Source organism: Stenotrophomonas sp. STEN038, assembly GCF_056759895.1.
In genome coordinates this window covers 24,085-38,890 of sequence record NZ_JBRRDW010000027.1, presented here as the reverse complement: position 1 = coordinate 38,890, position 14,806 = coordinate 24,085, and the positions used below count along the sequence as shown (strand labels likewise).

The following is a 14,806-nucleotide window of genomic DNA, read 5'->3' as shown; positions in this document are numbered from 1 at the left end:
CTGCCTTCTGCAGCCCTGTCCAGTCGGGACTGCATTGGCCGCTGAGGTGGTGCGGGGAGTTGTTGTCTGCAACAACACATGAGTTGGATCACGCAGTTGCTCGCGGTGTTGGGTGCTTCACGCCAGGCAGGGCAAGGAAAGGCGTTGCCAGTGCAGTGGATCGATATGGTAGTGACGGTGACCGGACCGCTTTCTACAGCCAATGGTGCCCGCATCGACTGTCCTGAACAGAATGATGCTTCAGTAGCGATAGTGCTGTGACCGTGGTAAGCCGTAGCGAAGACGCGAGCATGGGTCTCGCAGACTCTCGGAATCTCCTTCAGCAGTCGCCGGATGGCACCCTGCTCACCTGACCTAGTAGCCTGACGGTCGTAGTAATACCTTGACTGATTTCCTGTCGGAATATCGCGCCAAGCAAATGTGTGAAAATGTATGCCGCTGCGGTTATCAAATGTGAAACTTCTGGTGCTTGGAGTTCTCGGATGAAACGCAGCGTAAATCGCCATGTAACTAACGATTGGTCTTGGCCTAGGGAGTTGGTTGCTTTCTGGTCGCGCGGGATCAAATATGAAACCATTGTTGCCCTGCAAAGCGGTGGATATGCTTGAAGGTGGCAGGGGTATGTCCGTCGGTTGGGACGTTGCCGTGGTCCTCTGCTTGTTTCAGTGATGGTTCGAGTGCACCCAAGCACGTTGGTTGGCGGAGCATGGTCAAGCGGTAGTTACGGCGTAGCACCCTGAATTTATTGAATATTTAGATGTGGATGGCGCGATTGCGATTCCGGATTGGGATAGTGCTGAGCGAATTCCGCTCAGGGTTATTTCGCCGTAAACCGTGCAGGTCGTGAACGATGCTCCGGATATTTCATGTTTCATATTTGAAAGTTTAAGTCTTATTTTTAACCTGCATGTATATGTTGATTTGGTTTGAGACCTGTCCTATGTAAGGGCGGGATTGCGAAGTCAATAATCTCTCCATTGATGAGTCTGATCCCCGGCGATCGATTCGCATTATATGGCGCCTGCAATAACTGCTCCGCCAATCAATCCATGATCATTCAGGTAATTCAGTGATGAACGTCAGTGTTTCCGTAGTCAACGATAAAGCCATTGTTCTGAATAAGTCGCTGGCCGATGCCCGCGGTGGCAAGTCTGTTCGCGTCAAGGCGGTCAAAGGTGGAAAGTACCTGCTCGCAGAGAACAACGCTGGTGTGGGCCCGGAGAATATTACCGTCAAGCGTGTGGGTAAAAATCTGCATGTTGCACTTGAGGGCTCTGACCCGGATCAGCCGGAGCTGATCATCGAGAACTTCGTTGACTCTGACAGTCAACTAGTTGGCCTGGGTGAGGATGGTCTGTACCACGAGTACATTGCCGCCGATGGCGATACCGACAGCGCGGCCGCATTCCTGATGGAGGGTATGTCTTCGCCGTTGGCGTTGGGCTCCCCGCAGCTTATTGGCTTCGGTGACGGCCTGGTCCTGGCAGGCGCTGGCGTGTTGCCATGGGTATTGGCCGGGGTTGCTGGGCTGGCTGGCGGTGCGATAGTCGGGCGCCACAACGACGGAGGCAACAAACCAAAAGACACCGTCGCGCCAGAGAACAAAGGCATTGGTTCGATAGTCGACGACAAGGGTCCACTGAAAGGCAGCATAAATCCAGGTGATGTGACGGACGATAACCGTCCTACGCTGGGGGGCTCGGGCCAGGAGCCTGGCGACAAGGTCGTCGTGATTGACAATGGCAAGGTCATTGGCGAAGTCATCGTTGATGGCAATGGCAACTGGACCTATACCCCGGATGCGGATCTGGGCGATGGCGAACATTCGCTGGAGATCGTGGTCAAGGACCCGTCCGGCAACAGCTCGGATCCGTCCGAAGAAATCGTGATCATCGTCGACACCACCGCGCCGGCCAAACCAGGCGTGGAGAGCATTACTGACGATCAGGGGGCTGTCACCGGTCCGGTCGAGAACGGTGGTGTCACCGACGACAAGCAGCCAACGCTGTCGGGCAGCGGCGACGCAGGTGACACCGTCACCATCATCGACAACGGCAATGTCATTGGTGAAGTCGAGGTTGGCGAGGACGGCACCTGGACCTTCACTCCGGACGCGCCGCTGAGCGAAGGCGAGCATGTATTCGAGGTTGTCGTTACTGATCCTGCTGGCAACAGCTCCGAGTCGTCGGATGAGTACATGGTGATCGTTGACACTACGCCACCAGCCAAGCAGGGTATCGAGAGCATTGTTGACGATCATGGCGCTGTCACCGGTCTTGTCAGCAATGGCGGTTATACCGACGATACCCAGCCAACGCTCTCCGGTAGGGGGGATGCTGGCGACACCGTGACCGTCATGGATAATGGCAAGGTCATTGGCGAAGTGCAGGTAGGCAGCAACGGTTTCTGGACCTTCACTCCAGAGGAGGCGCTGAGCGAAGGTGAGCACGCCTTTGAAGTTGTGCTCACGGACCCAGCTGGCAACAGCTCGGAACCGTCGGATAAGTATGTGATCCATCTCGACAGTCAGCTGCCTGACAAGCCGGTGATCGAGACGGTATACGACGATCAAGGCGACAAGACCGGGTTCCTGAGCACGGGAGAGGCAACCGACGACGCCAAGCCGACCATCGAAGGGCGCGCTGGCCCCAAAACCATTGTCATCATCAGGAACGGCGGCGTTGAGATCGGTCGTGTGCCGGTGGATGCGGATGGCCGGTGGTCATTTGAGCCGTCGCTTCCGTTGGCGCAAGGCACGTATGCCTTGACTGCCGTAGCCGTAAACGAAGCTGGGACAGCCAGCGAGCCATCGGACGGCTTCGATCTGGTGCTGGTCGGCCAGGGCGCACCCGCGGCCCCGGCGATCACTTCAGTGGTCGATGACGTTGGCAACGTTATCGGCAACATCCAGAAGAACGGGATTACCGATGATGCACGCCCGACCATAAGCGGCACCGCACACGCAGGCATGACTGTGTCGGTCTACATTGACGGCGTGCTGTCCGGCACCGCCGCGGTTGCAGAAAATGGAGTGTGGAGCTATACCCCCGCCGTTGACCTCGCGGACGGTCGGCATAATTTCACCGCCAAAGCCAGCGATGGTGTGGGTAACTACAGCGTGGAGACTGGAAAGTATCCAATCACTGTCGACACCACGCCCGCAGGAAAGCCGAGCTCAGACGATGCTGTACTTTTTGACGACGCAGGCAGCGTAACTGGTCCGATCACCAACGGCACCGTGACGGATGACGCCACCCCAACTTTTGAAGGCAAGGGCGAGCCGAACGGCACGGTGATCATCTATGACAACGGCTCGGAAATTGGTTGCGTTCAGAGTGATGTCGATGGCAACTGGAGCTTTACTCCATCACCGGGCCTGGGCGACGGCAACCATAGTCTCAACTACGAAGTGGTGGACCAGGCCGGCAACGTGAGTCCAAAGTCCGACCCGGTTGACTTCGTGGTCGATACCACCAACGTCGCGGTCAGCATCGATGGCGCAATCGACAATGCGGGTAGCGTTACCGGTGAAATCGGCAGGAATGGCGTCACTGATGACGTCACTCCGATCCTGCATGGCAGGGGAACCGCTGGGGGCACGGTCAAAGTGTACGAAGGCAGCGTACTGCTGGGTGAGTCGGCAGTCGATGCCGAAGGAAGGTGGAGTATCACTCCTTCGGTGCCACTGAGTGAAGGCGCGCATAGTCTGACAGCTACCGTTACGACCACCGCCAGCGGCGAGAGCGAGCGCGCTGGTCCGTTCGACTTGGTCGTCGACCTGACCCCGCCGAATGTGCCGACAATCGAGGAGATAAACGACGATGTCGGTGCGTTGCAGGGTGCGTTGGCCCAGGGGCAGCATACAGATGACGCTACACCGACATTGTCGGGCAAGGCAGATGCAGGCGCGACAGTAAACATCTATGACAAAGGCAGTCTGCTGGGGAGTGCTGTGGCCAATCCCAACGGCGACTGGAGCTTCACCCCGAACCCGCCCTTGCTCAATGGCGGGCATGATTTCACCGTCACAGCCCAGGACAAGGCAGGCAACGAGAGTGGCGCGTCGGCTGTGTCTGTCATCGTTGTGGATACGCTCGCACCAGATGCGCCGGTCATCGATACGGTGTATGACGACAAGGGGGCCAAGACAGGCAACCTGGGCCAGGGTGAGACGACCGATGATGCCATTCCGACCATCAGTGGAAAGGCCGAGGCGCGCAGTACGGTTGTCATCAGGGATCGCGGAGCCGAGATCGGCCGTGTAGTTGCGGATGCGGACGGCAAGTGGGTTTTCGAGCCAGCTGAGGCACTGGCAACTGGAGAGCATGAGTTGAGCGCTGAGGCGATTGACGCTGCAGGCAACAGAAGCTCGTCATCCAGCGAGTTCTCGTTCTCGGTAGATGATACGAGTCCCACCACGCCAAAGATCACCAATATCCGTGACGACGTTGGCGAGTACACGGGTATCCTCCTGAACGGCGGAACGACCGATGACGCCATGCCGACGATCAATGGAAATGGCAAGGCTGGCGAAACCATCGAGATCCGCATGGATGGGGATCTGCTTGGCACTGCTTTGGTCGGTGATAACAGTCGCTGGAGCTTCACTCCAACAACGGCAGTGAACGATGGAGTGCGCGTGTTTACGGCTGTCGCGGTGAGTGCAGGTGGTGCTGAAAGTGACGTCAGCAACAGCTATCAGATCCGCGTCGACACAGTCTCTCCCGATGCCCCCAGCATCGAGTCGGTACATGACAATGCCGGCGTTTGGATCGGAGATATCGTGAGCGGACAGACAACCGATGACCGGACACCGACGTTCTCTGGCAAAGCAGAAGCAAACTCGACCATCGTGGTCTTCAGTAACGGTGAGGAAATTGGTTTCGCGGCGGTTGATGAGAACGGCAACTGGACGTATACGCCCGCGCCGCTCGCATATGGCGCGCACAGCTTCACCTTCATTTCATTCGATGTCGCGGGCAACTTGAGCGACGCATCGGAGGCATGGACTGTGGTAGTTGCTGCGGCAGTCCGTTCGACGGGAGATATTGCGGGGGAAAATGCAATGCCTTCCCTGCAGGAGCTGCTGGTGGATGGCGACATGGATATGTTCGACGTCATCGCCGGTAGCGCCAGCACTGCTGAAGCCTTCGCAACTGCTTCAGTTCACCTTTCCAGCGGAACCACGTTGCATGACAGCTGGGCAATCAACACCGATGATACTCACGGCGGAGCAAACTGGCTGGCCTGCAACGCTATTGTTGATGTCAATCTCCTGGGGCAGCAATTGGTAGGTTGACTGATCTTCACCCTGCGGGTCCTGTTTGTTCTCCCTGATTATCAGGGTGATGTGGATGCAGTGAATGTACAAGACCAGGTTTGGGTATGGAACAGATCCTGCGTTCCACTGTTGCGAAGAGGGCTGAGCGCACGCTGCAGGCACGGTAAATCCATGATTCGGGGTGGTTGCTCACGACATGATGGAAACCAAGGAAACAGTAGTTGCCTGTTTCTCTAGTGTGCGATTGAAGCCGTTCGTTCTCAGCTTGATCCCTGTTCCCGAACTTATCCTGGTTTTCATGGCGGTTCTCTTTATAGGGATTCCGATGAATTTCCTATATGTCACGTACTGGTCAAAAAACATAATGTAAGCCGGGATGTGTATTCCGAGCTTGCATTCTGCAGCGTGAATGAAGCCCTGAAATGCTATGGCGAGTTCGCTCGTTTCAAGGTTGGCAGTGTGTGGTTTGGATCCGGCGCGCGGAAGGTGCTGCGGAATGGTTCAAGAGGCAATCGATGGAGCCGCGTTTCTGGATGAAAGTTCAGTTGCAGTTCCACAATAGAAATCAACTACAAAGGTGGATTATCAAATGGCTGCGATCATATCTGTTTTGAATAGCGGCTCCGTTGCCCAGACCCTGGTGCTGCAGGAGGCTGGTGCAGCTGTAGCGCCGCGCACCTTGGCTATCGCTGACGGCTGCTATCTCCTGGCTGGGGCCGATGGCAGCGGTGTACCGGAGGACATCGTCGTCAAGCGGTCAGAGATGCATCTGCTGCTGGTCAAAGTGTCAGACGGTTCCGAACAGGCGCTGCTGACCATTGAGGACTTTTTTTTGAGCCATGCGCAGTTGTTTGGCCTGGGTGTGGGAATCATTCTCGGCACTCCGTGGAGACTGCCTGTGTCGATTCTGCAGTGTGCGATGGGTGTCGCCGCTCGGATGGACGGATCGCAGCCATTGTGTTGATCAACAGCGGCGCTTCTGGGTTGCCGCGTCGGGGTGATGAGGCAGGTTGCGTTTGATCTGATACAGAGTCTCGAGAAGTTGCAAGTGGGGATTCAATGGTCATGCGCGATGACGATCGTGCTCCTCGCCGTTTCAGTAGGTCGTGGGTATACCCGCGGTGTCTTGGGCGGTCCCGTGTGTGGTTGATCACACGCTAGACGGAGGTGTTGCATCCAGGTTGCAGCGCCCATTCCTGGGTTGGCTCTCACTGCGCTGTGCTGGCTCAGACGAACTTCTCCGGAGGGACGCCACCACGGTTTGCATTTGCTTGACTGGCCTGGCTGGACAACGAGATTGGATCGCCATAGTGATCTCGATTGCGGAATGCCGGCCGGGTCCACTGTCTGTTCTGAAATAGCAGTCTTCCGTGTTCTGGATGTAAATACTTTGAGGTGGCGGATGAGCAATTTTGACAAGGGCTTGGCCTTCCCGAAGAAGGGTAGGGTCGAGAAGGTGTCTGTCACATACAAGGCCGTTGCATTGGCTTTCATGGTTTCTTCAAGTGCGTTTGCAGATGCTGCGAATGAGCGTCTTCGGTTCGTGCAGGTTTCCTCAACCAATCGAATGGCCGACGTCGGCACTCGCGCGCAGCGTTCTGCGGCACTACGGAGCGGACAGAAAGATGGCGTGATGATGGAAAGACCAACTCCTGCCATCGTCCGGTCAGGTCGCGAGAGTTGCACTATTCCGGCGTCAGCTGGGCCGGAAGAGGAAGTGCTTGTGTTCGAGCAACTTCCAGTTTCGAGCGCGGATACGCCAGAAGATCCAGGCGAGGCGGCTTCAGCACGGAATGAGGATCAGGTTGCGGTAGTCGGGCGATTCGTTGCTTCTTCGCCTTTGCAGGGTATCGCCGCAATGGCGGTATCCGCTTCAGGGCCAGGCTTGGTCACCGAGGCCGAGCTACGCGGTTTGTTTCTGAGTATGGTTGATGCTGCTGCAACCCGCAGCCCTGCGGTGGCAGGTGCATTGGCGCAGTACGCTGCGTCCAACGCTGATGTCTCCGAAGCCAAGGGTCAGCGCTACCCGCAGTTGAACATCGGAGCTCGCGGGCTTTCCCGTGAGTTGGGCTCCGCCACCGCTACCCGTAGTCGCGATCCGTCGCTGAGCTTGGGCATGACCACCACGCTGTTCGACTGGGGGCGGGCCCGCAGGACCATCGAGAGTCGTAGTCATCTGGTCGACGCGGCTGATTCCGCGGTGCAGGCACAGTTGGAGTCCTCGGCTTACGATGTGACCTCGAATCTGGTCGAGCTCGCCAAGCAGCGCATCATTGTCGCAGCCAGTCAACGCTATGTAGACCGCATGGTTGAGCTGGTGAAAATGCTGGAAGGCATCGTTGCAGTAGATGCCGGTAGGGTAAGTGAGTTGACGCAGGCGCGGGCGCGAATGCTGCAGGCTGAAGCATCGCGCAGCACGGCAGACTCCAAAGTACGTGATATCGAGATCAACCTGCGCAGGATGGTAGGTGACCGTCCACTGCCTGGTTTGCCTGCCTCCCAATACTGGGATATGCGATTGCCAGAGCTGACCTGGCTGCTGGCCGCCGCGCAGCACCACCCCACCGTGCTGCAGGCCAGGGCGTCGGCACGCTCGGCGGAGCTGCAGGCCGATGCAGTGCGCTCTGCGCTTCTGCCTCAGGTCAACTGGGTGTTGAGCAAGGACACGGGCGATAACACCTATAGCCGCGAGTCTGCATGGCAGACAGGGCTGACGTTGTCCTGGTCCGCGTACCGCGGTGGCTCCGGCCGTGCATCGGAACAAGCTGCGCGGCAGCGAGCGCAGGCAGGCTGGATGGCGGCCGAGGAGCGGGTCCGGGATCTGGAGCACCGTATTCGCGCCGCCAATCAAGATGCCCGTTCGCTCGCTGACCGTGCCGATCTCTACCGCGGCCTGTCTGGGGAGTCGAACAAGATCCGCGCCGCGTTCTACGAGCAGTGGTACCACCTGGGTCGGCGGACCTTGCTCGATGTCCTGTCTTCAGAAAGCGAACATTACAACAATCAGGTCGCCGAAATATCGAGCCGATTTGATGGTTATCAGGCCGTAGTGAGGCAGTACGCAAGCGCCGGGGTGCTGGTTGGCTGGCTGGGTGCAGGTGGCTAAGCGATTCTTCTGGAAGGCAATTTGCAGGCGAGGGACCGTTTGGATGTCGCTGCGAACCTGCATCGCGGGAGTGCCGCATCGCAAGCTGCGATGCTCGTTTTGAGACTTTCCCTATGTATGGGGTCTTTCCCGGAAAACATACTGGCAGCAACGAGGTGACGGATCGTGGCTTGTCGGTGCGATGTAGGTGTAGAGCAGCGGGTCATGGTTGAGAGCCTGGATGAGGGTATCCCTTCTTTGTGAGCGCGAATCATTCGCTTTTACTCCAGGCTGCGAAATACAAATACGTTATTGAGGAATAAGGCATGTCTTTGAATGAAACGATGAAACGCGCGGCTTCAGCTATTGCTGCGACAACGGTTTGCGCCCTCGTGTACACAGGGGCTTACGCGGCAGTTCCGGCGTCTGCGTTTGCCGAAACCTATCGGCCGGTACCAGCGGTGGCAGCCAATCAGAGCCAGGTGGTGTACTACCGTGATGGGACCGCAGGTCAGGATGCCAGCGCGGCCAACGTGTATGTGGATAGTGAGTTTCATACCAGCCTCCTGCCTGGCGCTTTTACAGTGTTGTGCATTGCACCGGGCACGCATGGCCTGAATGCAGCGTTGGGGGATGTTCCTCATTATCAGGGCAAGGCCGCGCAGCCACGAACCAACCTGGAAGGAGGCAAGACCTATTTCCTGAAGGTTGGCGAGAAGGGCGCATTGCTACCGACGGCGGTCAGCCGGGTGGACGCGGAAAGGGAACTTGCCAACAGCCAGCGCCAGGTTCACTTGTTGTCGCGCGCCTCTGCTGTGATGGAGTGCAACTACACGGCAACGGTGGCGGCGCAGGAGTACAGCTTGTCCGGCGACGTAGCGTTCGCATTCGGCAAGACGGCTTACTCCGATCTCCGCGCAGAAGGTCGCGGCGCAGTAGTGGTGGTTTCCAGCCAATCGAAGAAGGATGGAGTAGGCCATGGTCCCATGGACCAGGTCGTTCGCATCACTGCAATTGGCCTTGAAGCTAGCAATAGAGCGCTGGCAGAGCAGCGCGCACAGACGATGTTGAGGACGCTGGTTGGTGACGGTTCGGCTGTTGGAACCACGGTCGCTCTTTCCAGTAGCCTTCGCGAGCTTCTGGTCGACAACTGCATGGATGACCGAGCGCATATGATCGGATGCAGTTCGCAGAATCTCCGGGCAGACAATCAGGAGCATGCGTATCGGTAGTAGTGCGCGGGGCATGGCGACTTGGTTTCCAGTCTTGATGGTGTGCCAATCGGCGCGGGAAGGGGCCACCATCTGTACGCAGCGACGTTCAAAGGTGGGGGCGGTCTCTTATCTCAGGATCCTGAAAGATTCTGGAGGTCCCCTGTTGCCAGTGGCCGAGGCGGTATCCCGCAGCGCTGATCTTGAAGCGCCATCAGGATCAGCGGCTGCCAAGCATCTCCATGGTTCAGCCTCGCCGTCAGTACCGCTATTTCGATGCACCCAGGCTGACTATTCGTGATGGCGGGTTCACCAAGCATCCACCGCTCAAAAATTTTGACGGAATGTGCACGTCAGGCAATAGCCTGCTTCGATCGAACTTCGAGAGTTTGTGCCACGGCAGCGGGAAGACAAGTCGTATCGACGTGATAGGTAGTGTCGGCGTTGCTGGTGCTTCAGCAGAAAATCGGGCACCGGGTCAGTGTTGGTTCGACCTAGTTCTCAACCCGGTGATCAATCGCGGTGTTTCGCATCTACCACCGTGTTTGAGGATTGCCGTTGACCAAATAGTGGGGAAGCACGGTTGCTACGAAGGGGCTGAACAGCAGTGCGCCTGATACACCAAACATCGACGGTAGCGACTGGCTTGGGGCCATTCTTGGATAGCTGAGGACATAGTGAGGCGGGTGGCTTTGATCGTTGGATCTATAGCCACATTTGTGTTGGATGAAAGAGTGATCGCCCTGGCCGCTTGCCAGGGGTGATGGGGAGCGCCGACCAGCATGCTGTCCGGTATCCACCTGGTGTTACTGGGATCTGCGGTGTAGAGGAGTTGATTCATTGAAATGGTCAATCATGGCGCCACTCCGTGTTGCGGTGTTGGACGATCACTATTTAATTCAGATGGCTTTGGAGCTGCGCCTATCACGCGAACCGGATATGAAAGTTGTTGGCGTCCATGCAAACAGTCGGGATCTGCTTGCTTCGTTGAGTGAAACTCCGGCAGATCTGCTGGTGCTTGACTATGCGCTGGGTGCAAGCGAGCTCGATGGGCTACATCTGATCGGATTGATTCGTCGTAGATTTCCTACGCTTTGCATACTCATTTCGTCCTCGACGGAGACACCGTCCGTTGTGAATCTGTCGCTCAGTGTTGGTGCGAACGGCTTCTTTGGAAAGTCAGAGAGCGCGGAACTGCTGGTTGAGGCAATACGCAAAGTGGCTTCGGGTGAAACCTATGTATCGCCAGGGCTGGCCTACCGTCTGGGACGACAGCCGCCACCTGCGGGGCGCTTGTCTCCCGATGTAAAGGGCGCGCAACGCCTGTTGAATGATCCGTCGCTCTCGCCCAAGGAACGCGAGGTGCTGCGCTGCTGTCTTGACGGTATGTCGGTATCGCAGATATCACGGAAGTTCATGCGTAGCATGAAAACCATTAGTGGGCAGAAGCAAGCCGCCTTTCGGAAACTGGGGGTTCGTACCGATGCAGAGCTTTTCAAACTGCAGCACAGCCTCGCAACCAACTGATTGAATCTGAGTATTGTTACCGTGCCGCACATCATTTCGAGGCGCCGCTTCCTCCGTGCGGCATGGTTTCCTGTGGCCCTTTTCTTGCTGGCGGTCAGCTACGACGTGACTGCCGGCCCGACCAGGGAGGTGACCTTGTTGGCGCGTAGCAGTACTCCAACTGTCGCACTTGAGCTTGGGAAAGGGGACGAAGACTGGGCGCGGACCAAAGGCACGCTGGTGCTTGGTGTTGCCTCGCCGAGCTTCATGCCACTTGAAGTTTTCTCCGGCAATGACGGCTTCGAGGGCATCACTGCCGATGCATTCGGGGCGATTGGTGAAATGCTTGGTATGAAGCTCCGGGTGGTTCGCTATCCGGACAGGATGGCAGCCTTGCGTGCACTGGAGGACGGCGCCGTCGACATGGTTGGAAGCGCCAACAACTACGAGCTGTCGGGGCATGCGGTGCGTTTGACGCACCGCTATGTCGAAGATACGCCGGTAATCTACGTGCGCAAAGCCGAGCATCGGCGCATGCCTACGACGCTGGCAGGGATGCGTATCGCGGTGGCGGAGGACTATCTCCCGCAGTCCCAGATTCGCGATCTGTATCCAGACGCGGTCATCTCCAACTACCGTTCGCGTGAGCAGGCACTTGCCTCGCTCGCCTTTGGTAGCGCAGATCTCTACCTTGGCGACAAGGTCTCCAGCAACTATCTGGTCAATCTGAGCTACTTCAACTACGTGCGCACGATGGTGGTTCCGGACATCGACACAGGTGGTTTTGCGTTCGCCGTGCGTGAGGATGCATTGACGTTGGAGCGGGTGGTAAATTCTGCGCTGATCCAGATCAAGCAGACCCATGGAAGTGAGATTCTGAAGCGCTGGTCCGGTGGTGGTGGCATCGTGCCATCGGCACGGATTGAGCTTACCCCTGCAGAGCAGCGCTGGATTGACGCGAACCCGGTGGTGCGATTTGTCGCCAGCAACGATACGGCCCCGCTTTCCTATTTTGATACCGACGGTCGCTTCAGTGGCTTGAGTGCGGACATCATGCGTGCGATAGCGCAGCGGACTGGCGTGGAGTTCGAGCCGGTTCGGGTGTCCCGGCTTGATCAGCAGATGGCTGCACTGGAGGCCGGAACTGCAGATGTGACCATGCTGGTGCCGACCGCATCGCGTGCGCAGCGCTTTACCTTTTCGCGGCCGTTCGTGCAGACGTCATACGGCATCATCACGCGCGAGGATGAGAGGAATCCACCGTCACTGAGTGACCTTCGTGGCAAGCGCATTGCCTTGCCGTCCAGTCACGCATTGAAGGAAATTCTGTTGCTGGCATCGGACTACCAGTTCATGGAGGCCGACACCCTGGCCGCAGCAATGGAGTTGGTGAAGGATGGCAAGGCAGACGCCACCATTGCGTTCCTTCCGATGGCGCTCTATTACACTTCGGTCCTGCATGACGAAAAGCTGCGCGTGTCTGACGTGGTTGAAGATACGCCTGCGTGGTTGGCTATTGCCACGCGCAAGGATATGCCTGAGCTGGCCAGCATCATCGACAAGGCGATGATGCAGATTCCGCCGGACGAAGTGGATATCTTCCAGAACCGCTGGCGGCCACGCCCCGATGCGTCACCCGCTGCATGGACGGACTTCCGTGCATTGATCTACAAGATCACCGCTGGGACTTTACTGCTTGTTCTTGTGTCGTTGATATGGAATGTACATATCCGCTCGCAGTACCGTCGTCGCCAGGTGGCCGAGGACGCGTTGGGTGAGCAGTTGAACTTCATGCGCTCGTTGATCAACGGCACCCCGCACCCAATCTATGTTCGTGACGAGCAAGGACGGTTGGTTACCTGCAATACCAACTACCTGGACATGTTGGCGGTGACCGAGAAGAAAGTGCTCGGCAAAACCTCGATGGAAGGTGCGAAACTCGATCCGCTGGAAGCCCAGAGTTTCCACGAGGACTATCTATGGGTGATGGCCAACGGCAAGCCGCTGGAGGTGGATCGTACGCTGCACTTGCCCGGGCGCGTGCTGAGCATCTACCACTGGATCTACCCGTATCTGGATTCGCAGGGGCAGGCCAAAGGCGTGGTCTGCGGATGGATCGATGTGAGCGACCGTCTGCATCTGATGGAGGAGTTGCGCCGTGCGCTTGACGCCGCGGATCAGTCGAGCCGGGCCAAGACCACCTTCCTGGCGACCATGAGCCACGAGATACGCACGCCAATGAGTGCGATCATCGGCATGCTGGAGCTCGCGCAGAGGCACGCCGATCAAGGTCGCCTTGATCGGCAGGCTATTGCGGTTGCGTATGACTCGGCACATGGCCTGCTGGAGTTGATCGGTGATATCCTGGATGTGGTTCGCATAGAATCTGGCCATGTCAGCCTGAGCCCGAAGCATGCCAATCTGCGTGAGATGATCGAATCGGTAGCGCGGGTGTTCAAAGGCCTGGCCCGGCAGAAGACCTTGCACCTGATACTGGAGCTTGACCCAAGCGTGGACTGCGACGTCTCCATCGATCCGATGCGTTTCAAGCAGGTGCTGTCCAACCTCGTCGGCAATGCCATCAAGTTTACCGATCGTGGGCAGGTAACCATCCGGGTCAGCACGGCTTCAGTGGCAGAGACGCAACTGCGTCTGCAACTGGAGGTCGCAGACACTGGCATAGGTATCGCTGATGCAGACATCGCACGTCTGTTTGATCCGTTCGCACAGGCCGACCATGGCCGCAGTATGCGCGGCGGAACCGGCCTGGGCTTGCCGATCTGCAAGTTTCTCTGCGAGTTGATGGGCGGTGACATCTCCATTCGCAGTTCGCTGGGGAAGGGGACTTCGGTGATGCTGAACTTGCCGTTGGAGGTTGTGCCTGCGATTCCGGGAGCTGTCGAGGCGGTGCAGACGGTAGACGCCGTTCATCCAAGTTTGAAAGTTCTGGTGGTGGACGACCACTCGGCCAACCGTAGCCTGCTTACCCAGCAGCTGGCATTCCTTGGGCAGAGCGTGCGCAGCGCGGCTGACGGGCGTGAAGGCCTGGATTGCTGGTTGGAGGAACGCATTGATGTCGTGGTCACCGATTGCAATATGCCGGTGATGAATGGCCATGAGATGGCCCGCGCGATTCGGCGACATGAAAAAGCACATGGCCTGCTACCTTGCGTGATCATCGGTTTCACCGCCAATGCGCAGCCGGAAGAGCGGGCAAAGTGCATTGCGTCGGGTATGGATGATTGCCTCTTCAAGCCGGTCAGTCTTAGCACACTGTCCAGCATGCTGGTCGCGCTGGGTGAGGCGACGGGCGCAAGCGCAACGCAGACGCGTCAGCAACAGATCAAAGACATCGACTCGACATTGCGGGAACTGACCGGTGGCGACAGAGCGATGACACGCAGTCTGGTCGCTGAGGCACATAGTAGTTTCGTGCGTGACCTGGCCGATCTGACGGCCCTGCTGCCAGAGTTCGAGCCGCGGGCAATGTTCAACCTTGTACATCGCATCAATGGTGGTGTGCGCCTGTTGCAGATTGCGCACTTGATGGATATCTGCGAGCGAATTGAATTTCTTTGCGATCAGCCCGAAGTCGAGCTCGAAGAGGTCACGGCAAATGCGCAGTTCATCGCCAGTGAGCTACCCGCGATCATCGCGGTGCTGGCCGATATGTGCGTGCCGGAAGCGTAGGCTGATCGGCAGGCACAACAGCTGGGCCCGCGG

7 protein-coding genes are annotated in these 14,806 nt (G+C 57.6%); all 7 read left to right on the top strand.

Going from position 1 to position 14,806, the window contains the following annotated elements:
• Window positions 1-78: 78 nt before the first annotated feature.
• The 7 genes from ACVOLS_RS12535 (at window position 79) to ACVOLS_RS12505 (ending at window position 14,773) form a co-directional block, all read left to right on the top strand.
• Window positions 79-261: a hypothetical protein gene (locus ACVOLS_RS12535; RefSeq protein WP_481545852.1), complete on the top strand. Its 183-nt coding sequence runs from the start codon at window positions 79-81 to the stop codon at window positions 259-261.
• Window positions 262-1,072: 811 nt separating this feature from the next.
• Window positions 1,073-5,299, top strand: a complete 4,227-nt coding sequence (locus ACVOLS_RS12530; protein ID WP_481545851.1) for an Ig-like domain-containing protein — start codon at window positions 1,073-1,075, stop codon at window positions 5,297-5,299.
• A 571-nt stretch (window positions 5,300-5,870) separates the two neighbouring features.
• Window positions 5,871-6,245, top strand: coding sequence for a hypothetical protein (locus ACVOLS_RS12525; protein ID WP_481545850.1), 375 nt, complete (start codon window positions 5,871-5,873; stop codon window positions 6,243-6,245).
• 438 nt (window positions 6,246-6,683) lie between these two features.
• Window positions 6,684-8,387, top strand: coding sequence for a TolC family protein (locus tag ACVOLS_RS12520; RefSeq protein ID WP_481545849.1), 1,704 nt, complete (start codon window positions 6,684-6,686; stop codon window positions 8,385-8,387).
• A 305-nt stretch (window positions 8,388-8,692) separates the two neighbouring features.
• On the top strand, window positions 8,693-9,598 hold the full coding sequence (locus ACVOLS_RS12515; RefSeq protein ID WP_481545848.1) for a hypothetical protein: 906 nt from the start codon (window positions 8,693-8,695) through the stop codon (window positions 9,596-9,598).
• Between the two features lie 819 nt (window positions 9,599-10,417).
• Complete coding sequence (locus tag ACVOLS_RS12510) at window positions 10,418-11,104, top strand: response regulator transcription factor (protein WP_481545847.1); 687 nt, start codon at window positions 10,418-10,420, stop codon at window positions 11,102-11,104.
• A gap of 72 nt (window positions 11,105-11,176) precedes the next feature.
• Window positions 11,177-14,773 (top strand): transporter substrate-binding domain-containing protein, encoded by a 3,597-nt coding sequence (locus ACVOLS_RS12505; RefSeq protein ID WP_481545846.1) that lies wholly within the window; start codon window positions 11,177-11,179, stop codon window positions 14,771-14,773.
• The last annotated feature ends 33 nt before the right edge of the window (window positions 14,774-14,806 follow it).